The sequence below is a fragment of the Streptomyces sp. NPDC092370 genome, assembly GCF_044755265.1.
In the GTDB taxonomy this organism is placed as follows: Bacteria; Actinomycetota; Actinomycetes; order Streptomycetales; family Streptomycetaceae; genus Streptomyces.
The window spans coordinates 258,610-281,729 of record NZ_JBIVQO010000012.1 but is presented as its reverse complement, the minus strand read 5'-3'; the positions used below and the strand labels follow the sequence as shown (position 1 = coordinate 281,729).

Below are 23,120 nucleotides of genomic sequence, written 5' to 3'. Positions count from 1 at the left end.
GACTCTATCAGATCTTTTCTCGACCCGATTTCCTCGGTGCTTTCCAGGTTTCCGCTTTCGCGTTTCCCTTTCCGGCGGTTCCGACTTTATCAGAACTTCTGAGTCGGATTTTCCTCCCCGGCTGGGCATGGCCCTGGTGCCTGAGTTGGCCCGGGTGCCCCGTCGGGAGGAGTTGTAAACCTACTGGAGCGGGGCGCCTCGATGCAAATCGAGGCGCCCCGCTCCTAGTTGGCGTGGGCTCAGGCCGGACGAGCCGTCAGACCTCCACCACCACAGGCAGGATCATCGGCCGGCGCCGGTAGGTGTCCGAAACCCACTTGCCCAGCGTGCGGCGCACGAGCTGCTGGAGCTGGTGGGGTTCGACCACGCCGTCCTGCGCGGAGCGTTCGAGCACTTCCGTGATCCTGGGCGCGACATCGCTGAAGGCGGAGTCCTCGATGCCCGATCCGCGGGCCTGGATGTGCGGGCCGCCGGTGATCTTCCCGGTGGACGAGTCGATGACCACGAAGACCGAGATGATGCCCTCGTCACCGAGGATCCTGCGGTCCTTGAGGGCCGGCTCGCCCACGTCACCGACCGAGAGGCCGTCGACGTAGACGTAGCCCGCCTGGACCTTGCCCGAAATCTTGGCCTTGCCCTCGACGAGGTCGACGGCGACGCCGTCCTCGGCGATGACGATGCGGTCGTGCGGCACACCGGTCAGGGCGCCCAGCTCGGCGTTGGCACGCAGATGACGCCATTCGCCGTGCACCGGCATCAGGTTTCTGGGCCGGCAGATGTTGTAGAAGTACAGCAGCTCGCCCGCGGAGGCATGGCCGGAGACATGGACCTTGGCGTTGCCCTTGTGGACCACGTGGGCGCCCCAGCGGGTGAGGCCGTTGATCACGCGGTAGACCGCGTTCTCGTTGCCGGGGATCAGGGACGACGCCAGGATCACCGTGTCGCCCTGGACGATGCGGATCTGGTGGTCGCGGTTGGCCATGCGGGACAGGGCCGCCATCGGTTCGCCCTGGGAGCCCGTGCAGACCAGGACCACCTCGCTGTCCGGGAGATCGTCGAGCGTCTTGACGTCCACGACCAGGCCCGGCGGGACCTTCAGATAGCCCAGGTCCCGGGCGATGCCCATGTTGCGGACCATGGAGCGGCCGACGAAGGCCACGCGGCGGCCGTACTCGTGCGCCGCGTCCAGGATCTGCTGGATGCGGTGCACGTGGCTGGCGAAGCTCGCGACGATGATGCGCTTGCTGGCTCCGGCGAACACCTGGCGCAGGACGTTGGAGATCTCCCGCTCGGGCGGGACGAACCCGGGCACCTCGGCGTTCGTCGAGTCCGAGAGGAGGAGGTCGATGCCCTCCTCGCTCAGACGCGCGAAGGCGTGGAGGTCCGTGAGGCGGCTGTCCAGCGGGAGCTGGTCCATCTTGAAGTCGCCGGTGTGGACGACCATGCCCGCTGGGGTGCGGATGGCCACGGCCAGCGCGTCGGGGATGGAGTGGTTGACCGCGATGAACTCGCAGTCGAAGGGGCCGATGCGCTCGCGGTGCCCTTCCGCCACCTCGAGGGTGTACGGCCGGATGCGGTGCTCCTGGAGCTTGGCCTCGATCAGGGCGAGGGTCAGCTTGGAGCCGATCAGCGGGATGTCCGGCTTCTCGCGCAGGAGGTAGGGGACGCCGCCGATGTGGTCCTCGTGCCCGTGCGTGAGCACGATGCCCTCGATGTCGTCGAGGCGGTCCCTGATGGACGAGAAGTCCGGCAGGATCAGATCGATTCCGGGCTGCTCCTCCTCGGGGAAGAGCACTCCGCAGTCGACGATCAACAGGCGGCCGCCGAATTCGAAGACGGTCATGTTCCGGCCGATTTCGCCGAGGCCGCCGAGCGGAGTGACACGCAGGCCGCCCTCGGGGAGCGGCGGGGGCGTGCGGAGTTCGGGATGCGGATGACTCAAAAGACTCTCCTCACCACACACGCCACGTGCCGGTGGGGCACGTGGCGCGCGTGACGTTCGTGCATGAGCAGTTGTGTGTGGGGTGGTGCGAGCACGTGGCCCGCCTATTCAGTTGTGAAGCAGTTGCGCGGAGGTCCGCGCGAAGTCCGATGTCAGAGCTGTACCCCGCCGGCGGCAAGATCGATCTTGAGTTGCTCGATCTCCTCGGGCGCGCATTCGACCATGGGGGCGCGCAGGGGCCCACCCGGCAGTCCCTGGAGGGCGAGCGCCGCCTTGGTGGTCATCACGCCCTGGGTGCGGAACATGCCCGTGTAGACGGCGAGCAGCTTCTGGTGGATCTCGGTGGCCTTCTGGACGTCACCGGAGGTGTACGCCTCGACCAGGGCACGCAGCTCAGGGGTGACGACGTGGCCGACGACCGAGACGAAGCCGACCGCGCCGACCGAGAGCAGGGGCAGGTTGAGCATGTCATCGCCGGAGTACCAGGCGAGACCGGAGCGGGCGATGGCCCAGCTGGCGCGGCCCAGATCGCCCTTGGCGTCCTTGTTGGCGACGATCCGCGGGTGCTCGGCGAGGCGGACGAGCGTCTCGGTGTTGATCGGGACGCCGCTGCGGCCGGGGATGTCGTAGAGCATCACCGGGAGGCCGGTGGTGTCGGCGATCGCCGTGAAGTGCCGGTAGAGGCCTTCCTGCGGAGGCTTGTTGTAGTACGGAGTCACCACGAGCAGGCCGTGTGCGCCGGTGCGCTCGGCCGCACGGGCGAGTTCGATGCTGTGGTGTGTGTCGTTGGTGCCGACTCCGGCCACCACGTGGGCTCGGTCTCCGACCGCCTCCAGGACCGCCCGGACGAGATCCGCTTTCTCCGCGTCGCTGGTGGTCGGGGACTCGCCCGTGGTGCCATTGATGACCAGGCCGTCGTTGCCTGCGTCCACCAGGTGGGTGGCGAGCCGCTGCGCGCCGTCGAGGTCGAGTGCGCCGTCCGCCGTGAAGGGCGTGACCATGGCGGTGAGGACCCGCCCGAAGGGGGTCTGCGGAGTCGAGGTCGGAGCCATGGGTTACACGCTACTCGTTGCTCAGGACCGGGTCTGCCCGCGGGGCGGGCGACAAGTCGTGACAAAGGTGGAGCCCGGCACTGCCTGCTCGGGGGTTCAAGCAGTGCCGGACCCGTTTGATCAGGCTAGATGAACTTCTCTAAATGCCGCAATACGGACACTTCGCGCGGCTGAACCGCACATCTGTGCCTGACCGGGGACTCGACGGTGCGTTACGGCGCCACCCGTCCGTTCGCGTTGAAGGCGGCGTAGGTGAGCGGCATCAGCCGGGACCACTCGGCCTCCATCTTCTCGCCGACCATCTCGATCTCGCGCTGCGGGAAGGACGGCACCTTGGCCAGCTCGTGCTGGGTGCGCAGGCCGAGGAAGTGCATCAGCGAGCGGGCGTTGCAGGTGGCGTACATCGAGGAGTACAGGCCGACCGGCAGGACCGCACGGGCGACCTCGCGGGCGACACCGGCGGCGAGCATCTCCTGGTAGGCCTCGTACGCCTGGCGGTACGAGTCCTCCATGACGCGGCCGACCAGTTCCTGCTGGGCCTGGGTGCCCTCGACGAAGACGTACTTGCCGGGGCGGCCCTCCTGGACCAGCTTGCGGGACTCGTCGGGGACGTAGAAGACGGGCTGGAGCTCGCGGTAGCGGCCGCTCTCCTCGTTGTACGACCAGCCGACGCGGTGCCGCATGAACTCGCGGAAGACGAAGATCGGGGCGCTGATGAGGAAGGTCATGGAGTTGTGCTCGAAGGGGCTGCCGTGCCGGTCCCGCATCAGGTAGTTGATCAGGCCCTTGGAACGCTCGGGGTCCTTCTTCAGCTCGTCCAGGGACTGCTCGCCCAGGGTCGAGACGCGGGCGGCGAAGAGGACGTCCGCGTCGGACGCGGTGTGCTTGACCAGCTCGACGGTGACGTCGCTGCGGTAGCTGGGCTTGAGGTCGTCGGCGGGGGTGTCGGTCACGGTTGGCAGGGCCTTCCCATCTCGTCGTGTGGCGACGCCACTCTACGGCCCGCCGAAATCAGCGCGATCGGTGCCGTGCCGCAATGAAGTCGGTGAAACAGGGCACCTCTGAGGGAGTTCGTTCGTCTCTACAGACGACAGTGATCCGTTCCACCCCCCGAAGGAGAAGCACCCCTGATGTTCGGTCGGCGTGAACCCGTACCGTTTGCCTTCGTAGCCGAGGCCGACAGGTTCCGCAGCAATGTCACTCCCCCACCGCGCGAGCGGTCGTCCGTCGGTCAGATGGCCGGCCGTGGCCTGCTGGGGCTCACCATCGTGGCGGGGCTCGTGGGGTCCCTGGTCATCGGGACGCCCGCGCTGACGCCCGCCAAGACGGCTGATCAGCCTCAGCAGTCGCAGGCGTCCGAGAAGCGCTGAACGGCGCCGCACCGGCGGTGACTCCATCCGGCCCCCCGCCAGTGGTGACCGGGGACACAGATCGGTAGCCTCACCGGGCACAGCCCACGCATGGATCGAGTGAGGACCAGCCGTGCCCCTGCCCTTCCTGACGGCCGATCGCGCTTTCGAGGCGGCGGACGACGTTCCGTTGCCCTACGACGACCGTGACCGCTGGCGGCGTCCGTACCGGCCCGGTCCGTGGCGGGTCGGAGCGGCGGCGCTCGCGTTGCTGCTCGCCTCGTTCGTGCTGTTCGCGGCGGTCGTCATCGCCGCGACGACCCAACTGGCGTCGGCCGCGGTGGTGTTCGCCCTCGCGCTGCTCGTCATCGCCGCGGCGGTGCGCCTGCTGCGCGTGGGCGTGTGGGTCAGCGCGCGAGGGCTGCGGCGCGTGGGTTTCCTCACCACGCGTACGGCGTCCTGGGAGCAGGTCGTCTCCGTGCGTACGGTGCAACAGCCGGTGCGCTGGCTGGGACTGCCGCGGACCGTCCAAGGGCAGGCGCTGCTGCTCGGACGCCAGGGCCGGGACACCGGTCCTTCGCCACTGCTGACCACCCACAACGCGGATTTCCTGGGTCGCGCGGAGGCCTTCGACCGGGCTGCGGACTCGGTCGAGGCGTGGGCCGAGGAGTACGGCCCGCGCTGACGTCCCCACTCATGCCGGCGGGGGGGGGGGCCGGGGCGCCCGCCGCCCCCCCCCCCCCCGCGGGGGGGGGGGGCCCCCCCCCCCCCCGGGCCCCCCCCCGCCGGCATGAGTGGGGACTGGTTCAGGCGGCGTCGGGCTGCTTGCCGTCGTGCAGGGCGATCGCGCGCTGCATCGCCTTGCGGGCGCGCGGGGTGTCGCGGGCGTCGTGGTAGGCGACGGCCAGGCGGAACCAGGCGCGCCAGTCGTCGGGGGCGTCCTCCGTCTCGGCCTTGCGCTTGGCGAAGACCTCGTCGGCCGAGTCCCGGTCGATGCGCCCGCTGGGGGTGCGCCGCAGTTCGTCGACGGGCAGGCCGCCCTCGGCGTCGAGTTCGGCGGCGAGTTGGCCGGCCTTGCGGGCGAACTGGGTGTTCTTCCACAGGAACCACAGGCCGATGACCGGCAGGATCAGCACGGCGACACCGAAGGTGACGGTGAGGGCCGTGCCGGTTTCGATGAGCAGGACGCCGCGGCTGCCGACCAGGACGAAGTAGACGACCAGGACGGCTGCGGTGAGGGCGTAGGTGAGCTTCGCGCGCATGACGGTCAGGGGCTCAGTTCAGGTCCAGGAAGTGTTCCAGGCCGAGGGTCAGGCCCGGGGTGCTCACCACCCGGCGGGCGCCGAGCAGGATGCCCGGCATGAAGCTGCTGTGGTGGAGCGAGTCGTGCCGGACCGTGAGGGTCTCGCCCTCGGCGCCGAGCAGGACCTCTTGGTGGGCCAGCAGACCGCGCAGCCGCACGGCGTGGACCGGGACGCCGTCGACGTCGGCGCCGCGGGAACCGGCGAGGGCGGTGGCCGTGGCGTCGGGGGCCGGGGCGGTGCCGGCGGTGCGGCGGGCCTCGGCGATGAGCTGGGCGGTGCGCGTGGCGGTGCCGGAGGGGGCGTCCACCTTGTTCGGGTGGTGCAGCTCGACGACCTCGACGGACTCGAAGTAGGGGGCGGCGAGCTGCGCGAACTTCATCGTGAGGACGGCCCCGATGGAGAAGTTCGGCGCGATGAGCACGCCCGTCTCCGGGGAGGCGGACAGCCAGCCGTTCAGCTGCGCGAGGCGTTCGTCGGTCCAGCCGGTGGTGCCGACGACCGCGTGGATGCCATGACCGACGCAGAACTCGAGGTTGGCCATGACCGAGTCGGGCGTGGTCAGTTCGACCGCGACCTGGGCGCCGGAGTCGGTCAGCGTCTCCAGCTTGTCGCCCCGGCCGAGGGCGGCGACCAGTTCCATGTCCTCGGCGGCTTCGACGGCTCGTACGGCTTCCGAGCCGATCCGGCCCTTGGCGCCGAGGACCGCCACGCGCAGCTTGCTCATCTCTTGTGCTTCCTTCACCAGGGGGTGGTCAGGCGACGGCGTCGTGCAGACGAGCCGCCTGTTTGTCCTTCAGCGGGCCGATGACCGACAGGGAGGGCCGCCGTCCCAGGATCTCGCGGGCCACCTCGCGGACGTCGTCGGGGGTGACCGACGTTATCCGGGACAGCATGTCGTCGACGGACATCTGCTCGCCCCAGCACAGCTCGCTCTTGCCGATACGGTTCATCAGCGCGCCGGTGTCCTCCAGGCCGAGGACCGTGGACCCCTGGAGCTGCCCGATCGCACGCCCTATCTCCTCGTCGGACAGGCCGTGCTCGGCGACGAGGTCGAGTTCGTCGCGGCAGATCTTCAGCACGTCGTGCACCTGCGACGGACGGCAGCCGGCGTACACGCCGAACAGGCCGCAGTCGGCGAAGCCCGAGGTGTACGAGTACACGCTGTAGGCCAGGCCGCGCTTCTCGCGGACCTCCTGGAAGAGCCGGGAGGACATGCCGCCGCCGAGGGCGGTGTTCAGCACGCCCAGGGCCCAGCGCCGCTCGTCCGTGCGGGACAGGCCCGGCATGCCGAGCACGACATGTGCCTGCTCGGTCTTGCGGTCGATCAGCTCGACGCGGCCCGCGGTGCGCAGGGCACGCCTGCCGCCGCGCGGGGCGACGGGGTCGGCGGCGAGGTCCTTGAAGGCACCGGCCTTCTCGAAGGCGGCACGGACCTGCCGTACGACCTTGTTGTGGTCGATGTTGCCGGCACAGGCGACGACCAGGTGGGTCGGGTCGTAGTGCTTCTTGTAGAAGCGGCGGATGCGGTCGGCGGTGAGGGCGTTGACCGTGTCGACCGTGCCGAGGACCGGGCGGCCGAGGGGGTTGTCGCCGAACATCGTGTGCGCGAACAGGTCGTGCACGCAGTCGCCCGGGTCGTCCTCGGTCATGGCGATCTCTTCGAGGATCGCGCCCCGCTCGACGTTCACGTCCTCTTCGAGGATGAGGGAGCCCGTCAGCATGTCGCAGACGACGTCGATGGCGAGGGGCAGGTCGGCGTCGAGCACGCGTGCGTAGTAGCACGTGTACTCCTTCGCCGTGAACGCGTTCATCTCGCCGCCGACCGCGTCGAGGGCGGAGGAGATGTCCAGGGCGGACCTGCGGTTCGTGCCCTTGAAGAGCAGGTGCTCCAGGTAGTGGGTGGCGCCGTTCAGGGCCGGGGTCTCGTCGCGGGATCCGACGTGTGCCCAGATGCCGAAGGTGGCGGAGCGGACCGAGGGTAGGGTTTCGGTGACGATGCGCAGTCCGCCCGGGAGGGTGGTCTTGCGGACCGTGCCGATGCCGTTCTCGCCCTTGATGAGGGTTTGGGTACGGGCGACGGCCCGCGCCTCCGAGGAGGTGCGGGCCGTCGCCTGGGAGCGCTGGGACGTCACTTGTCGGCGTCGTCCTTCTTCTCGTCAGAGCCTTCCTCGCCCTCGACCACGGGGATCAGGGAGAGCTTGCCGCGGGAGTCGATCTCGGCGATCTCGACCTGGACCTTCGCGCCCACGCCGAGGACGTCCTCGACGTTCTCCACGCGCTTGCCGCCGGCGAGCTTGCGGATCTGCGAGATGTGCAGCAGACCGTCCTTGCCCGGGAGCAGCGACACGAACGCGCCGAAGGTGGTCGTCTTCACGACCGTGCCCAGGTAGCGCTCGCCGACCTCCGGCATGGTCGGGTTGGCGATGCCGTTGATCGTGGTGCGGGCGGCCTCGGCGGACGGTCCGTCGACCGCGCCGATGTAGATCGTGCCGTCGTCCTCGATCGTGATGTCGGCGCCGGTGTCCTCCTGGATCTGGTTGATCATCTTGCCCTTGGGGCCGATGACCTCGCCGATCTTGTCCACGGGGATCTTGACGGTGATGATCCGCGGGGCGTTCGGGGACATCTCGTCCGGCGTGTCGATCGCTTCCATCATCACGTCGAGGATGTGGAGGCGGGCGTCACGGGCCTGCTTGAGAGCGGCGGCCAGGACGGAGGCGGGGATGCCGTCCAGCTTGGTGTCGAGCTGGAGGGCGGTCACGAACTCCTTGGTGCCGGCGACCTTGAAGTCCATGTCGCCGAAGGCGTCCTCCGCACCGAGGATGTCGGTGAGGGTGACGTAGTGCGTCTCGCCCTCGATCTCCTGGGAGATCAGGCCCATGGCGATACCTGCGACGGGGGCCTTCAGCGGCACACCGGCGTTCAGCAGCGACATGGTGGAGGCGCAGACCGAGCCCATGGACGTCGAGCCGTTGGAGCTCAGCGCCTCGGAGACCTGGCGGATCGCGTAGGGGAACTCCTCGCGCGTCGGCAGGACCGGCACGAGGGCGCGCTCGGCGAGGGCGCCGTGGCCGATCTCGCGGCGCTTCGGGGAGCCGACGCGGCCGGTCTCGCCGGTGGAGTACGGCGGGAAGTTGTAGTTGTGCATGTAGCGCTTGCGGGTCACCGGGGAGAGGGTGTCCAGCTGCTGCTCCATGCGGAGCATGTTGAGGGTGGTGACGCCCAGGATCTGGGTCTCGCCACGCTCGAACACCGCGGAGCCGTGCACGCGCGGGATGGCCTCGACCTCGGCGGCGAGCGTACGGATGTCCGTCACACCGCGGCCGTCGATGCGCTTCTTCTCCTTGATCACGCGCTCGCGGACCAGCTGCTTGGTGAGCGAGCGGTACGCGGCGGAGATCTCCTTCTCGCGGCCCTCGAACTCCGGGAGGAGCTTCTCGGCGGCCAGACCCTTGACGCGGTCCAGCTCGGCCTCGCGCTCCTGCTTGCCGGCGATGGTGAGCGCCTGGGCGAGCTCGGGCTTGACGGCCGCGGTGAGCGCCTCCAGGACGTCGTCCTGGTAGTCGAGGAAGATCGGGAACTCGCCGGTGGGCTTGGCGGCCTTCGAGGCGAGGTCGGCCTGGGCCTTGCAGAGCACCTTGATGAAGGGCTTCGCGGCGTCCAGACCGGCGGCGACGACCTCTTCGGTCGGCGCCTCGGCACCGCCCTTGACCAGCTGGATGGTCTTCTCGGTGGCCTCGGCCTCGACCATCATGATCGCGACGTCGCCGTCCTCCAGGGTGCGGCCCGCGACGACCATGTCGAAGACGGCGTCCTCGAGCTCGGTGTGCGTCGGGAAGGCCACCCACTGGCCGTTGATCAGCGCGACGCGGACGCCGCCGATCGGGCCGGAGAAGGGCAGGCCGGCCAGCTGCGTGGACGCGGACGCGGCGTTGATCGCCACGACGTCGTACAGGTGGTCGGGGTTGAGCGCCATGATCGTGGCGACGACCTGGATCTCGTTGCGCAGGCCCTTCTTGAAGGAGGGGCGCAGCGGGCGGTCGATCAGGCGGCAGGTGAGGATCGCGTCCTCGGAGGGGCGGCCCTCGCGGCGGAAGAAGCTGCCGGGGATCTTGCCGGCGGCGTACATCCGCTCCTCGACGTCCACCGTGAGGGGGAAGAAGTCGAGCTGGTCCTTGGGGTTCTTGGAGGCGGTGGTGGCCGACAGCACCATGGTGTCGTCGTCCAGGTACGCCACGGCGGAGCCGGCGGCCTGCTTGGCCAGGCGGCCCGTCTCGAAGCGGATGGTGCGGGTGCCGAAGGCGCCATTGTCGATGACGGCCTCGGCGTAGTGGGTCTCGTTCTCCACTAGTACTTTCTCCTCGTCCTCGTCTCCCGGCCCGTGTGGCGGGAAGACGGTTGCGGAGAAGCGCTCCGGGCTGTGCGGGCCGGTCTTCGATCGAAGCACCCGGGCTCGCTTCCCCCGGGGGCCACTACCGAGGACCGGCGGCGGCTGGGTGCGCCTCTCCTCTTCTTGTCATGCTGTGTCGTTCGTCCTGCGTTGTGCTACCACACTACAAAGCAGTGGTGACACTCCGCACGTACAGCAAAGGGAGCGGTCCCCTTTCCTTCGGGAACCGCTCCCCTCACGGCGTCTTACTTGGCGCCCGCCGCACCACGGCGGATGCCGAGGCGGTCGACCAGCGCACGGAAGCGCTGGATGTCCTTCTTCGCCAGGTACTGGAGAAGGCGGCGACGCTGGCCCACCAGGATCAGCAGGCCACGGCGGGAGTGGTGGTCGTGCTTGTGGGTCTTGAGGTGCTCGGTCAGGTCCGAGATGCGGCGCGAGAGCATGGCGACCTGGACCTCGGGGGAGCCGGTGTCGCCCTCCTTCTGGCCGAACTCGGTGATGATCTGCTTCTTCGTAGCGGCGTCGAGCGGCACGCGTACTCCTCGTAGTCTGTGATGGCCACCGAGTGCCCCCGGTCTGTGTCTCGGGGGAGCTTCCATGACTCGGAAGGCGGGGATCCGCTGGGCGCGGCCTCCAGAGCGGTGAGCTCCGGGGGTGCGTACACAAACGGCCGTCGTCCAGGGTATCAGGTGGTCGGGGCCCTCTTCGCCCTGGTCCTTCGAAGCTCCCGGCCGGAGGGGAGGAGGCCACTAGGGTGAGCAGATTCGGATCGTTCGTACGTCGGGAAGGGGTCGCTGCGGCATGGCGGAGACGGCTGAGGAGATCAAGGCACGCAAGGAGCGGGAGCGGGACGAGCTCTACGCCCTCGACATCTCCGATGTCGAGTGGCACAGCGCGCCGGGAACCGAGGACCACGAGGAGCGGGTCGAGATCGCCTACCTGCCCGAGGGGGCCGTGGCGATGCGCTCGTCACTCGACCCGGAGACGGTGTTGCGCTACACGGAGGCGGAGTGGCGGGCGTTCGTGCTGGGGGCTCGGGACGGGGAGTTCGACCTTGAGCCGGGGGCGCGCAGCGGGGGGCCTGAAGCCGGGCGGTAAGCGCCGCCGTGGACGACGAGGGGTGAGCCGGTGAACGGCCGCCCCTCTTCGCATGTCCCGCGCTTTCGCATGTCCCGCGCTTCGCATGTACTCGTCTTTCGCATGTCCCGTCCTTCGTTCGCGCGCCTCAAGGCGGCTGCTTCCTCATGACCCCAAGACGGTGGCGCTGCAAGGCGGTTGGCGATTCTTCACATGTATCGCCCGGTTTATTCACCAACGTGCGTGCCGTATACGTCACTTCCGGGCACCTTCTGGGCAGGTTGTGACGCGACGGACAGCTGCTCGGGGGTGGACGGGCCTGCCGGGGCGGGGCTTGTGGTGATTAGGCTGGGACGGGGCGCGCCGTCGGAACCGTGGCCGGCGTCGGCGTCCCAGGGGGGAAGGCGGGGGAGCCTGTGGAGCGGACGACCTCGGACGACCTCGATTCGCCTCAAGCGACTACGCACGACGTCGGACGACAAGCAAGGGTCGCCCCAGCACGCCATGAGGGTGCTCGACCACACCAGGAGGAACACTGTGAGCAGCGATCGGGACGGGATCCGCGGGGGCTGGGCGACACCCGGCGATGACCAGCCCGACGCGGAGACCGCGGCAGAGGTGACGGGCGAGTTCACCATCGACTACGCGCCGCCCGCCTGGTACACGCAGAACGCCTCGGGGAACTCGAGTGCGGGGCAGGGGGCGGGAGCGTCCGAGGACTCCAGTGCTTCGGGGGCGCCCGCGGGTTCGGGAACGCCGGGACCTTCCGGCGTGCCCGAAGGTCCCGGGGGGCACGGGGCTTCCGGCGCGGCCGGCGGTTCGGGAGTTCCGGGGGCTGCTGGGGTGCCCGGTGCTTCCGGGATGCCGAAGGTACCGGTGCCGCCGCTGCCGGGCCTCGCTCCGCCGCCGCATGCCAACCCTTCCGGTGGTCCTTCGTCCCTTCCGACGTCCCTGCCGGGGCAGGCCTCCGCCCCGGCTCCGGCGCCCGGGGCGCCCTTCACTCCTCCCGCGCCTGCGCCCGCTCCGGGTGCTCCGTTCACGCCGCCCGCGCCCGGTGCGCCCTTCACGCCACCGACGCCGCCCGCACCCTCTTCCCAGAGCCCCTCTGCCGTGCCCAGGCTTCCGATGGGCAGCGGCTTCGAGCCGCAGGGACCGCAGCCGGGGGCTCAGCCCCACGGGCAGACCGAGGCACCCGCGGGGGGCCCGGCCTCTCCGACTGCCGTGCCGAACGTCCCCGCGAGCGCGTACCGGACGCAGTGGACACCGTCGGCTCCGCCGCAGGCCCCGGCCGTTGCCGAAGCTCCGGCGACTCCCCCTGCCGCCTCTGAGACCCCGGCCGTTCCCGACGCTCCGGCGACTCCCCCTGCCGCCTCTGAGACTCCGGCCGTTCCCGACGCTTCGGCTGATCCGGCTGCCGACGAGGCCGAGGAGCCGGGCGCCGGTGACCTCGAGAGCGGCGCCACCATGCGCTTCTCCGCCGTGGCCCTGCAGCGGGAGATCGAGGAGCGTGCCGCGGCGCAGACGGTTCCCACAGCCGGTACCGCCGACGCCCCCGAGGTGCCGGGCGTCGACGGCGACGGTGACACCGAGAGCAAGAACGCCGACGGGGCCGGCGGCGGTATCCGTACCGATGACGCGGAGGGCGACGGCTCCGGCGCGGAGGTCGACGACGTCTCCGCCGCGGTCTCGGAGTACGCGCTGGACGCGGACGCGTTCATCGACGTGCCGTCGGCCGAGGAGTCCGAGTCGGCGAACACGCGCTCGGAAGCCGAGGAGATCGCGTCCGGCGTTCCCGACCCGCAGGCCGCAGAGGACGTCCCGGCCGAAGAAGCCGATGCCCAGGACGTCGCGCCCGACGACGCCGGGGCGGGGGACGCCGGAGCGGAGGACGCCGGATCCGGGGACGCCGAGCCGGAGGACACCCATCCCGAGGACGCCCAGCCCGAGGACGCCCAGCCCGAAGACGCCCAGCCCGGGGCCGACGAGCCTGTGGACGCCGTACCGGCCGAAGCTGAGCACGAAGACGCGGGCACGGCTGCTGCCGAGACTGCCGACTCGCAGGCTTTTGACGCTCCTCTCGCGGATGCCGAGCCTGTGAGCGCCGAGCCCACCGACGCGGTGCCTTCCGGCGCCGAGGCCTCCGGCGCCGAGCCCGTCGACAGCGTTTCCGAGGATGCCGCCGGGCCGGGTGCGGGCGAGGCCCAGCCGGCCTGGGCTCCCCCGGCCCCGCAGGGCGTACCGCCACTGCCGCCGTCGTACCAGCCGGCCGTCCCGGCGCCCGCGAGCCACTGGCCCGCACAGCAGCAGCCGCAGGCCCAGGCCGCGGCCCCGAACGTGCCCGCGCAGCCGACGGCGGCGCAGGGGCAGCCGCCGGTGCCGCCGCAGCCGTCGGTACCGGCCCAGCAGCCGCCGTTCCAGCCGCAGGCGCCGCAGCCCGCGCCTGCCGCGTGGAACCAGCCGCCCGCCCAGCCCGCACCGCAGCCCGCCTACGGCTTCCCGCACCCGGGAGCCCAGCCCCCGGCCGCGCCGAACGCCCAGGGCGGCTACGGCTTCCCGCAGCCCGGCGCCCCCGCACAGGCGGCACAGCCCCCGGCGCCGGTCCAGCAGCCGGACGGCCCGCCGCCGCCTCCCACGCAGGACGGCTACGGCTTCCCGCAGCCGGGCACGCCGGACCCGGCAGCACCGCAGCAGCCCTCGGCCCAGCAGCCCGCCGCACCGACGCCGATCCCGCAGGACGGCTACGGCTTCCCGCAGCCCGGCGCCCCCGCACAGGCGGCACAGCCCCCGGCGCCGGTCCAGCAGCCGGACGGCCCCCCGCTGCCTCCCACGCAGGACGGCTACGGCTTCCCGCAGCCGGGCACGCCCCACGCCCAGGGCGGTTACGGCTTCCCCCAGCAGTCCCAGCCCGGCGTACCCCCGCAAGCCCAGCCGCAGCCCGGGGCCCAGCCTCCGCACGCCGGGCAGCACGAGCAGCAGTCGGGTCAGCCGGTCCATCCGGGGCAGCCCGGGCAGCCCGGGCAGCCCGGGCAGCCCCAGCAGCCCGTGGACCCCCGTACGGGTGCCGCCTGGCCGCAGCCGATGCAGCACGACCAGCGGCGGCCCACCAACCCCGGCGTCGCGCCGCTCGGTTACACCGCTGCCGTGGAGCTGTCGTCCGACCGGTTGCTCAACAGCAAGAAACAGAAGGCGAAGAGCAGCCGTCCGGCGGCCGGTGGTGGTCGGTTCAAGATCGGCGGGAAGAAGGAGGAGGCCGAGCGGCAGCGGAAGCTGGACCTGATCCGCACGCCCGTGCTGTCCTGCTACCGGATCGCCGTGATCAGCCTCAAGGGCGGTGTCGGCAAGACGACCACGACCACCGCGCTCGGCTCCACGCTCGCCACCGAGCGGCAGGACAAGATCCTCGCGATCGACGCCAACCCGGACGCGGGCACCCTCGGGCGCCGGGTGCGGCGGGAGACCGGGGCCACCATCCGTGACCTCGTCCAGGCGATCCCGTACCTCAACTCGTACATGGACATCCGGCGGTTCACCTCGCAGGCCCCCTCAGGTCTGGAGATCATCGCCAACGACGTCGATCCGGCCGTGTCCACCACCTTCAACGACGAGGACTACCGGCGCGCGATCGACGTGCTGGGCAAGCAGTACCCGGTGATCCTCACCGACTCCGGTACCGGCCTGCTCTACAGCGCCATGCGCGGTGTGCTCGACCTGGCCGACCAGCTCATCATCATCTCGACGCCGTCCGTAGACGGTGCGAGCAGTGCCAGCACGACCCTGGACTGGCTGTCCGCGCACGGGTACGCCGACCTCGTCTCGCGGTCCATCACCGTCATCTCCGGGGTGCGCGAGACCGGCAAGATGATCAAGGTCGACGACATCGTGACGCACTTCGAGACGCGCTGCCGTGGTGTCATCGTCGTGCCGTTCGACGAGCATCTCGCCGCGGGCGCCGAGGTCGACCTCGACATGATGCGGCCGAAGGTGCGGGAGGCGTACTTCAACCTCGCGGCGATGGTCGCCGAGGACTTCACCCGCCATCAGCAGGCGCACGGTCTGTGGACCTCCGACGGCAATCCGCCGCCGGTCGCGGCCCCGCCGATGCCCGGCCATGCCATGCCCGGGCAGCCCTACGCCCAGCCGGGCCAGCCGCCGTACCCCGGGCAACAGCAGCCGGGTCCGTATCCGCAGCAGCCGCAGCCGCAGCCGCAGCCCGGCCAGCCGTACGCCCAGCCGAGCCAGCCGTACCCGCAGCCCGGCCAGCCGTACGCCCAGCCGAGTCAGCCGTACCCGCAGCAGGGTCAGCCCCCGGTCCAGCCCGGCCAGCCGTACGCCCAGCCGAGTCAGCCGTACCCGCAGCAGGGTCAGCCCCCGGTCCAGCCCGGCCAGCCCTACCCGCAGGCCGCTGGTCAGCCCCCCTATCCGCAGCCCGGCCAGCCGGGACAGCCCGGTCCGCAGCCGGGGCAACCGGCGGCCCACCCCGGGCAGCCGTACCCCCAGCCCGGTCAACCCCCGGCCGCTCCCCCGCAGCCGGGCTACGGCTACCCGCAGCCGGGACAGCCCGGTCAACCCGGCCACCCGGCCCAGCCCGACGGGCAGACTCCGCCGCCCCCGCCCCCGACGCAGTAATCGCCTCACCCGATCGGCCCCATTCGAGGGGACGTTCGCCGCCCGGCCCGCGCCGTTCCGACTCGGCGCGGGCCTCGGCGCGTTCAGGGGTGAATTCCGTTGCCAGGCCCTGGCCAGGAGCGCGTCAGTGGTCTCGACCAATGGGGGCGGAAAGCTCGCCAATTCGTTATTTCCGCAGGCCACAAGGGGTGAACTCGCCGTTGACGGGTGAAGAGGCCGCTGGTACACACACATCACGCATCTGACAGCTGATCAACCCGTCCTTCCCGTCCGAGCGATGACGCGAGGTCCGACCATGGGCACGAACGATCAGAAACGCAGCCTCCCGCACGGCCTCCGGCTCGTCGCCCTGGCCGGGGCGGCCGCGCTCACCCTCACCGCCGGTCTCGCGACCCCGTTCGCCCCGGCGCACCAGCAGGCCCGGGCGGCCGGCGACGGCAAGAAGGTGCTGACCGTCGCGGTGGCGCAGAGCGTGGACTCGCTCAGCCCGTTCCTCGCGGTCCGGCTGCTCAGTACGAGCATTCACCGGCTCATGTACGAGTACCTGACCAACTACGACCCCAAGGACAACCACGCCATCCCGGGCCTGGCCACCAAGTGGGAGCCGTCGGCGGACAAGCTGACTTGGACCTACACGATCCGTGACAACTCCACGTGGTCGGACGGGCAGCAGGTCACCGCCGAGGACGCGGCCTGGACGTTCAACACGATGATGACCGACACCGGCGCGGCCACGGCGAACGGCAGCTACGTCGGGAACTTCCGCAAGGTGACCGCCCCGAGCCCCACCAAACTGGTCATCGAGCTGAAGAAGCCGCAGGCCACGATGGCCGCGCTGGACGTGCCGATCGTGCCGAAGCACGTGTGGGAGAAGGTCTCGGACTTCTCCGAGTTCAACAACGACAAGAGTTTCCCCGTGGTGGGGAACGGGCCGTTCGTGCTGAGCGGCTACAAGGCCGACAGCCATGTCCGGCTCAAGGCCAACAAGAGCTTCTGGCGCGGATCGCCGAAGTTCGACGAGCTGGTCTTCCGCTACTACAAAGACCAGGACGCGGCCGTGTCGGCACTGCGCAAGGGGGAGGTGTCCTTCGTCGCCGGGTCCCCGTCCCTGACGCCCGCTCAGGCGGAGTCGTTGAAGGGCGCGGACGACATCCAGGTCAACGACGCCCCCGGCCGCCGCTTCTACGCCCTCGCCACCAACCCGGGCGCGAAGGCGAAGAACGGCGAGAAGTTCGGCGACGGCCACCCGTCCCTGCTGGACCAGCGGGTGCGCAACGCCCTGTTCCGGGCCGTCGACCGCGAGGCCATCATCGACAAGGTGTTCCGGGGCCACGCCGTCGAGGGCGAGGGCTACATCCCGCCGCGCTTCCAGGACTACTTCTGGCGGCCCTCCGCGAGCCAGAAGCTGGCGTACGACCCGGCCGAGGCCGCCCGGCTGCTCGACCGGGCGGGGTACAAGAAGAACGGCGACGGCAAGCGCGTCGGCAAGGACGGCAAGCCGATCACCTACCGCGTGCTGTGCCACGCCACCGATCCGAACGACAAGGCGGTCGGCAAGTACCTCCAGGAGTGGTGGGGCGAGCTCGGCATCGGCGTCCGGCTCAACTGCCTGGACAACGTGACGGACCCCTGGCTGGCCGGCAAGTACGACCTGGCCTTCGACGGCTGGTCGGTCAACCCCGATCCGGACTTCGTGCTGTCCATCCACACGTGCGGGGCGCTCCCGGCGACCCCGAAGGACACGGGCGCCACGGACAACTTCATCTGCGACAAGCAGTACGACGAGCTCTACGCCCGGCAGCTCACCGAGTACGACCCCGCCAAACGGGCGGACATCGTCAAGCAGATGGAGTCGCGGCTGTACGACCTCGGGTACATGAACGTCATGGCGTATCCGAACGCGGTCGAGGCCTTCCGGACGGACCAGATCAAGTCGATCACGACCATGCCGGCGAAGGCGGGCAACATCTACGGCCAGGACGGCTACTGGAGCTGGTGGTCGGCGGTCCCCGCGGACTCCGGCGGCTCCTCCGACAACGCGTCGTCGACGGGGGTCGTGGTCGGGATCGCCGCGGGTGTCGTGGTCCTGACCGGGCTCGGTGTCTTCGCGGCGATGCGGCGGCGGGCCACCGCCGAGGAACGCGAGTGAAGCGGCGAGCGGGTACCCATGACCGCTGACGCGACTCCCGCGCTGGTCGAGGACAAGCAGCAGACGGCCGCAGGGCCGCGGGTACGCAAGGGCTCCGCGTACCCGCGGTACCTGGCGGGAAAGGTGGCCGGTGCCGCCGTGTCGCTGCTCGCCGTGCTCGTGACCAGCTTCTTCCTCTTCCGGCTGATCCCCGGCGACCCGGTGAAGACCATGACGGGCGGCCGTCAGGTGTCGGCGGAGCAGCTGGCCGCCTATCGCGAGGAGTTCGGGCTCGGCCTGCCGTTGTGGCGGCAGTTCACCGACTACTGCGGCAAGGCCCTCTCGGGCGACTTCGGCACGTCGTACCAGTTCCGCGCCCCCGTCGTCGACAAGATCACCGAGGCGCTGCCGAACACGTTGCTGCTCACCGGGACCGCGTTCGTCCTCTACACGGTACTGGGCATCCTCCTCGGCACCCGGTCGGCCTGGCGGCACGGCAAGCTCGGCGACCGTGTCAACACGGGCCTCGCGCTGACGCTGTACTCCATCCCGTCCTTCTGGCTGGGACTGCTGCTGATCATCGTGCTGTCGGTGGGCATCGGCCCGCTGCCCGGCATGTTCCCGACCGGCGGCATGGAATCGGGCGGCGAGGAGGGCTTCGCGTACGTCCTCGACGTGGCGCACCATCTGGTGCTGCCGGTGGTGACGCTGGTGGCCGTGGAGTACGGGCAGACGCTGCTGGTCACGCGGTCGGCGCTGCTGGACGAGATGGGCAGCGACTATCTGACGACCGCGCGGGCCAAGGGGCTTCGCGACGACCTCGTGCGCCGTCGGCACGCCGTGCCGAACGCGCTGCTGCCGACCGTGACGCTGATCTTCATCAACCTCGGCCGGACGGTGGCGGGCGTGATCCTCGTGGAGACGGTGTTCTCCTGGCCCGGCCTCGGCGGGCTGTTCTACCAGGCGCTGAGCGTGCCCGATCTGCCACTCGTGCAGGGTCTGTTCTTCGTGTTCGCCGCCGCGGTGATCCTGATGAACACCCTCGCCGACCTGGTCTATCCACTGCTGGACCCCCGGGTGGCCCGATGACGACGACCGAGACGGCCCCGAGTCCGCGCGCCCTCGCCCGGCAGCGGCGCCGGGCATCCGTCGCCCGCTTCTGGCGGCTGTACCGCCGCGAGCGGGCAGGGCTGTACGGCCTGACCGCGCTGTCGCTGTGCGCGCTGCTGGCGCTGTTCGCACCGCTGTTCGTGGGCTCCGACGTGAGCAGTGTGACGGAGGCGCCGGGGCTTCCGATGCAGAGCCCGAGCGCCGAGTTCCCCCTCGGCACCGACCAGTTCGGGCGGGACCTGCTGGGCCTGGTGATCTGGGGCTCGCGGGTTTCGCTGCTGGTCGGGCTGCTCGCCGCCGTGCTGTCGGTGGCGATCGGCACCCTGATCGGGGTGACGGCCGGGCACTTCAAGGGCTGGTACGCGACGGTGATGATGCGGATCACCGACTGGTTCCTGGTCATGCCGACGCTGGTGCTGGCGATCGCCCTGGCGACCGTGATGTCCCGCTCGCTGACCACGACCGTCGTAGCGATCGGCGTGACCACCTGGCCGACCACGGCCCGGCTGGTGCGCGCCCAGACCCTCGCCGTGGAGACCCGGCCGTACATCGAGCGGGCCAGGGCGCTCGGCGGCGGCCACTGGCACGTCATGTCCCGGCACGTCCTGCCCAACGTGATGCCGCTGGTGCTGGCCCAGACGACGCTGATCATCTCCTCGGCCATCCTCGCCGAGGCGACCCTCGCCTTCCTCGGCCTGGGCGACCCGACGGTCGTGTCGTGGGGCGGGCTGCTCCAGGACGCGCGCGAGGCGGGCGCGGTCAGTGCCGGGGACTGGTGGTACCTGGTGCCGCCGGGCATCGCCATCGCCGTGGTGGCGCTGGCGTTCACGCTGTGCGGGCGGGCCGTGGAGTCCGTCCTCAACCCCAGGCTGGGGGTGTCGCGTTGAGTCTGCTCGACGTCAGGAACCTGACCGTGACGTACGCGGGCGGGGCGGCCGCGGTGCGCGGGGTGGACCTGCGCCTGGAGGCGGGCCACAAGCTCGGCCTCGCCGGGGAGTCCGGCTGCGGCAAGTCCACGCTGGCGCTGGCCCTGCTGCGGCTGCTGCCGGCGGGCGCCCGGATCACCGGGGAGGTGCTCCTCGACGGCGAGGACGTGCTGACCATGAAGTGGGGCCGGGTCCGGGCGGTCCGCTGGGCCGGGGCCTCCATCGTCTTCCAGGGCGCGATGCACTCCCTGAACGCCGTGCACCGCGTCGGCGACCAGATCGCCGAGCCGATCCTGCTGCACAAGAAGGCGACCCCGGCTGGGGCGAAGAGGAGGACCGGCGAGCTGCTGGAGCAGGTCGGCCTGCCCGCGGCCCGGGCCGGCGCCTACCCCCACGAGCTGTCCGGCGGACAGCGCCAGCGCGTCATGATCGCCATGGCGCTGGCCTGCGAACCCCGGCTGGTCATCGCCGACGAGCCGACCACCGCCCTGGACGTGATGATCCAGGCCCAGATCCTCCGGCTCATCGAGCAGCTGGTCGCGGACCAGGACCTCGGCCTCGTCATGATCAGCCACGACCTGGCGGTCCTCGCCGACACCTGCGACCGGCTCGCGGTGATGTACGCGGGCCGGGTGGTCGAGGAGGGCCCGGCCGCCCAGGTGTACGAGGACGCCCGGCACCCGTACGCCAAGGCCCTCTCCGCCGCGTTCCCGCGTATCGGCGACCCGGCGTCCCGGTTCGCGCCGCAAGGGCTGGCGGGTGACCCACCGGACGCGGCGGCGCTGCCGTCCGGCTGCACGTTCCATCCCCGGTGCCCGGTGGCGCTGGAGTCCTGCGCCGAGGAGGACCCGGCGCTGCGCGCGGCGGGACCGGAGCGGCGGGCGGCGTGCGTGCTGGCCGGCCCGCCGGACGCGGCGGCCGTCGAGGAGCGGGCGGCGACGAAACCCGAGTCCCGTGAGGCGGTCCGGGATCCGCAGGCCCGTGGTGAGCGGTCGGCCGAGGAGCCGGAAGCCCTGGAGGAAGCGAGGCCCAGCACACCATGACCATCTCCCCGACGGCTCCCGAGGTCACCACGGCCCCGCTGCTGAGCGCCCAGGGCCTGCACGTCACCTTTCCCGGCCGGCACGGCGGCCCCCGGGCCCGCGCGGTGGACGGCGTCGACCTCGACATCCGCCCCGGCGAGATCGTCGCGCTGGTCGGCGAGTCCGGCTGCGGCAAGACGACCCTGGCCCGCAGTCTGCTGGGACTGGTCGAGCCGACGGCGGGCCGGGTCACCTTCGACGGACGCCCGCTCGCCTACTCCGGCCGGTCCCTCAAGGCCTACCGGAAACGCGTCCAGCTGGTCCTCCAGGACCCGAGCGGCTCCCTCAACCCCCGCCACACGGTGTACGACGCGGTCGCCGAGGGCCCGCGCATCCACGGCTACGGCGGCGACGAGCGCACAGCGGTCGCCGAGGCCCTGTCCCGGGCCGGTCTGCGCCCCCCGGAGCGCTTCTTCCTGCGCTACCCGCACGAACTGTCCGGCGGGCAGCGCCAGCGTGTCGTCATCGCCGGCGCACTCGTCCTGGAACCCGAACTCCTCGTCGCCGACGAACCGGTGGCGTCCCTCGACGCCTCGGTGCGCGGCGAGATCCTCGCCCTGCTGCTACGGCTGCGCGCCGAGCTGGGCCTGTCCGCGCTGGTCGTCACGCACGACCTGGGCCTGGCGTGGAACATCGCCGACCGGGTCGCCGTGATGTACCTGGGCCGGATCGTGGAGACGGGCGCGGTCGAGCAGGTCCTCACGGCCCCCCGGCACCCGTACACCCAGGCTCTGTTGTCCGTCCTCCCCGAGGCCCCGGGCACCCCGGTGGTCCTCACGGGCGAGCCCCCGGACCCCTCCCGCGTCCCGTCGGGCTGCCGCTTCCACGCCCGCTGCCAGATTCTCGCGAGCGGTGAGGCGGAACGGGCGGGCGTGGCGGACGCGTGCAGGAATCAAGACCTGAAAATCCTCGACGGCAGCGAACCGTCCCAGGTGGCCTGCCACTGGGCAGCTTCCAACTCGCCCCAGAGGGGCGCGGGGAACCGCGCGACCAGGCACGTCTCACCCGCGGACGGCCCTCGAGAAGACTAGGCGGACGGCTCAGCCGCGGCCACGAGATCACGGCACTTCTGCACGTCCCGCCCCATCTGTTCCAGCAGCGCGTCAAGCGTGTCGAACGTCGCCTGCCCCCGCACGAACGCCAAGAAGTCCACCGCGACATGCAATCCGTACAGATCGAGCCCCACCCGGTCGATGGCGTACGCCTCCACCGTGCGCTCGGTCCCCTCGAACTGCGGGTTCGTCCCCACGGAGATCGCGGCCGGCATCACTTCGCCCTGGGCGTGCAGCCAGCCGGCGTACACACCGTCGGCCGGGACGGCCGTGTGCGGCAGGGTCTCGACATTGGCCGTGGGGAAGCCCAGTTCGCGCCCGCGCTGCGCGCCTCGGACGACGACGCCCTCGACCCGGTGGGGACGTCCCAGGATCTCCGCCGCGCCCTGGAGGTCGCCCTCGGCGACCAGCCGTCGCGTCAGCGTGGAGGAGAACGGCTCGCCGCCGCCCGCCTCACCGGTCACGAACAGATCGACGACCTCGACCTCGAAGTCGTAGATCTTGCCCTGCGTGGACAAGAACTCCACGTTCCCGGCGGCCTTGTGGCCGAAGCGGAAGTTGGGGCCCTCGACGACCGCCTTGGCGTGCAGCTTGTCGACGAGGACCTTGACGACGAAGTCGGCCGGGGACAGCTTCGAGAACTCGGTCGTGAAGGGGAGGATGAGCACCGCGTCCACGCCCAGGCCGGCCATGAGTTCGGCGCGGCGGTGGTGCGGGGCGAGCAGCGGCGGGTGGCTGCCGGGGCGGACGACCTCGCTGGGGTGCGGGTCGAAGGTGACGACGACGGCGGGCACGCCCAGTTCCCGGGCGCGGTCCACCGCGTGCCGGATGATCAGCTGGTGTCCGCGGTGGACTCCGTCGTAGGAGCCGATGGTGACGACGCTGCGCCCCCAGTCCTGGGGGATGTCCTCCAAGCCACGCCAGCGCTGCACTGTGCCTGCTCCTTGTCGAAAGCTCGTCGAACCCGTGTCCGGTCGTTGTCCGTGGTTGCCTCGTGCGCAGGTCTAAGGGTGCCATGCCGGGTGCCTCCTGCCCGCATCGGCATGGGGGCTGTGACAGGGCGCACGGCACCGTAGTGCCGC

At 70.9% G+C, this 23,120-nt stretch carries 18 protein-coding genes and 1 pseudogene; 10 read left to right on the top strand and 9 right to left on the bottom strand.

What is annotated here, in order from left to right; all coding sequences use genetic code 11:
- Nucleotides 1-256: 256 nt before the first annotated feature.
- The 3 genes from ACIQHQ_RS30915 to thyX all read right to left on the bottom strand — a co-directional run bounded on the left by ACIQHQ_RS30915 (nt 257) and on the right by thyX (nt 3,947).
- Complete coding sequence (locus ACIQHQ_RS30915; protein ID WP_402618050.1) at nt 257-1,942, bottom strand: ribonuclease J; 1,686 nt, start codon at nt 1,940-1,942, stop codon at nt 257-259.
- A 152-nt stretch (nt 1,943-2,094) separates the two neighbouring features.
- Nucleotides 2,095-2,994 (bottom strand): 4-hydroxy-tetrahydrodipicolinate synthase, encoded by a 900-nt coding sequence (gene dapA, locus ACIQHQ_RS30910; protein ID WP_390989199.1) that lies wholly within the window; start codon nt 2,992-2,994, stop codon nt 2,095-2,097.
- 212 nt (nt 2,995-3,206) lie between these two features.
- A complete protein-coding gene (gene thyX, locus ACIQHQ_RS30905; RefSeq protein ID WP_033313015.1) occupies nt 3,207-3,947 on the bottom strand; it encodes an FAD-dependent thymidylate synthase in 741 nt (246 codons plus the stop codon).
- A 177-nt stretch (nt 3,948-4,124) separates the two neighbouring features.
- Between thyX and ACIQHQ_RS30900 the strand changes: the two genes are divergently transcribed.
- Together ACIQHQ_RS30900 and ACIQHQ_RS30895 are read left to right on the top strand one after the other, a co-directional pair.
- A complete protein-coding gene (locus ACIQHQ_RS30900; RefSeq protein ID WP_402618046.1) occupies nt 4,125-4,364 on the top strand; it encodes a hypothetical protein in 240 nt (79 codons plus the stop codon).
- Between the two features lie 112 nt (nt 4,365-4,476).
- Nucleotides 4,477-5,028 carry a hypothetical protein gene (locus tag ACIQHQ_RS30895; protein ID WP_402618043.1) on the top strand — a complete coding sequence of 184 codons (552 nt, stop codon included), beginning with the start codon at nt 4,477-4,479 and terminating at the stop codon, nt 5,026-5,028.
- 121 nt (nt 5,029-5,149) lie between these two features.
- Here the strand turns inward: ACIQHQ_RS30895 and ACIQHQ_RS30890 are convergent, their stop codons facing one another.
- From ACIQHQ_RS30890 to rpsO, 5 genes are all read right to left on the bottom strand, one after another.
- A complete protein-coding gene (locus tag ACIQHQ_RS30890; protein WP_402618040.1) occupies nt 5,150-5,605 on the bottom strand; it encodes a hypothetical protein in 456 nt (151 codons plus the stop codon).
- 13 nt (nt 5,606-5,618) lie between these two features.
- Nucleotides 5,619-6,371 (bottom strand): 4-hydroxy-tetrahydrodipicolinate reductase, encoded by a 753-nt coding sequence (dapB, locus tag ACIQHQ_RS30885; RefSeq protein ID WP_402618037.1) that lies wholly within the window; start codon nt 6,369-6,371, stop codon nt 5,619-5,621.
- A 28-nt stretch (nt 6,372-6,399) separates the two neighbouring features.
- Entirely contained in the window at nt 6,400-7,779 is a 1,380-nt protein-coding gene (locus tag ACIQHQ_RS30880) for a M16 family metallopeptidase (protein WP_402618034.1), read from the bottom strand.
- A complete protein-coding gene (locus ACIQHQ_RS30875) occupies nt 7,776-9,995 on the bottom strand; it encodes a polyribonucleotide nucleotidyltransferase (RefSeq protein WP_402618031.1) in 2,220 nt (739 codons plus the stop codon). The genes ACIQHQ_RS30880 and ACIQHQ_RS30875 overlap by 4 nt, the downstream gene beginning before the upstream one ends.
- 287 nt (nt 9,996-10,282) lie before the next feature.
- Complete coding sequence (gene rpsO, locus ACIQHQ_RS30870; protein WP_003993372.1) at nt 10,283-10,570, bottom strand: 30S ribosomal protein S15; 288 nt, start codon at nt 10,568-10,570, stop codon at nt 10,283-10,285.
- Between the two features lie 268 nt (nt 10,571-10,838).
- Here rpsO and ACIQHQ_RS30865 point away from each other — a divergent pair, with 268 nt between their 5' ends.
- The 8 genes and pseudogenes from ACIQHQ_RS30865 (at nt 10,839) to ACIQHQ_RS30830 (ending at nt 22,017) form a co-directional block, all read left to right on the top strand.
- Entirely contained in the window at nt 10,839-11,135 is a 297-nt protein-coding gene (locus tag ACIQHQ_RS30865; RefSeq protein ID WP_402618027.1) for a DUF397 domain-containing protein, read from the top strand.
- Between the two features lie 192 nt (nt 11,136-11,327).
- Nucleotides 11,328-11,780, top strand: a pseudogene (locus tag ACIQHQ_RS30860) (SCO5717 family growth-regulating ATPase); the annotation flags it as partial.
- 798 nt (nt 11,781-12,578) lie between these two features.
- Nucleotides 12,579-15,740, top strand: coding sequence for an AAA family ATPase (locus ACIQHQ_RS30855; protein ID WP_402618087.1), 3,162 nt, complete (start codon nt 12,579-12,581; stop codon nt 15,738-15,740).
- A gap of 295 nt (nt 15,741-16,035) precedes the next feature.
- A complete protein-coding gene (locus ACIQHQ_RS30850; protein WP_402618025.1) occupies nt 16,036-17,889 on the top strand; it encodes an ABC transporter substrate-binding protein in 1,854 nt (617 codons plus the stop codon).
- Between the two features lie 18 nt (nt 17,890-17,907).
- Nucleotides 17,908-18,957, top strand: coding sequence for an ABC transporter permease (locus tag ACIQHQ_RS30845; protein ID WP_402618022.1), 1,050 nt, complete (start codon nt 17,908-17,910; stop codon nt 18,955-18,957).
- On the top strand, nt 18,954-19,865 hold the full coding sequence (locus tag ACIQHQ_RS30840) for an ABC transporter permease (RefSeq protein WP_402618020.1): 912 nt from the start codon (nt 18,954-18,956) through the stop codon (nt 19,863-19,865). The genes ACIQHQ_RS30845 and ACIQHQ_RS30840 overlap by 4 nt, the downstream gene beginning before the upstream one ends.
- The gene (locus ACIQHQ_RS30835; protein WP_402618017.1) at nt 19,862-20,947 is read left to right on the top strand and encodes an ABC transporter ATP-binding protein; all 1,086 of its coding nucleotides are present in this window, start codon (nt 19,862-19,864) and stop codon (nt 20,945-20,947) included. The genes ACIQHQ_RS30840 and ACIQHQ_RS30835 overlap by 4 nt, the downstream gene beginning before the upstream one ends.
- Nucleotides 20,944-22,017: an ABC transporter ATP-binding protein gene (locus ACIQHQ_RS30830; RefSeq protein WP_402618015.1), complete on the top strand. Its 1,074-nt coding sequence runs from the start codon at nt 20,944-20,946 to the stop codon at nt 22,015-22,017. Before ACIQHQ_RS30835 ends, ACIQHQ_RS30830 begins: the two co-directional genes overlap by 4 nt.
- Here the strand turns inward: ACIQHQ_RS30830 and ACIQHQ_RS30825 are convergent.
- Nucleotides 22,014-22,970 (bottom strand): bifunctional riboflavin kinase/FAD synthetase, encoded by a 957-nt coding sequence (locus ACIQHQ_RS30825; RefSeq protein ID WP_402618012.1) that lies wholly within the window; start codon nt 22,968-22,970, stop codon nt 22,014-22,016. The genes ACIQHQ_RS30830 and ACIQHQ_RS30825 overlap by 4 nt on opposite strands.
- Nucleotides 22,971-23,120 lie beyond the last annotated feature (150 nt).

What these genes read in the sequence shown, in the direction of transcription:
- ACIQHQ_RS30845 (WP_402618022.1), top strand. Translation starts at nt 17,908, where the DNA reads ATGACCGCTGACGCGACTCCCGCGCTGGTCGAGGACAAGCAGCAGACG.
- ACIQHQ_RS30830 (WP_402618015.1), top strand. Translation starts at nt 20,944, where the DNA reads ATGACCATCTCCCCGACGGCTCCCGAGGTCACCACGGCCCCGCTGCTG.
- ACIQHQ_RS30850 (WP_402618025.1), top strand. Translation starts at nt 16,036, where the DNA reads ATGGGCACGAACGATCAGAAACGCAGCCTCCCGCACGGCCTCCGGCTC.
- dapB (WP_402618037.1), bottom strand. Translation starts at nt 6,371, where the DNA reads ATGAGCAAGCTGCGCGTGGCGGTCCTCGGCGCCAAGGGCCGGATCGGC.
- ACIQHQ_RS30865 (WP_402618027.1), top strand. Translation starts at nt 10,839, where the DNA reads ATGGCGGAGACGGCTGAGGAGATCAAGGCACGCAAGGAGCGGGAGCGG.
- ACIQHQ_RS30855 (WP_402618087.1), top strand. Translation starts at nt 12,579, where the DNA reads ATGCGCTTCTCCGCCGTGGCCCTGCAGCGGGAGATCGAGGAGCGTGCC.
- dapA (WP_390989199.1), bottom strand. Translation starts at nt 2,994, where the DNA reads ATGGCTCCGACCTCGACTCCGCAGACCCCCTTCGGGCGGGTCCTCACC.
- ACIQHQ_RS30900 (WP_402618046.1), top strand. Translation starts at nt 4,125, where the DNA reads ATGTTCGGTCGGCGTGAACCCGTACCGTTTGCCTTCGTAGCCGAGGCC.
- ACIQHQ_RS30890 (WP_402618040.1), bottom strand. Translation starts at nt 5,605, where the DNA reads ATGCGCGCGAAGCTCACCTACGCCCTCACCGCAGCCGTCCTGGTCGTC.
- ACIQHQ_RS30840 (WP_402618020.1), top strand. Translation starts at nt 18,954, where the DNA reads ATGACGACGACCGAGACGGCCCCGAGTCCGCGCGCCCTCGCCCGGCAG.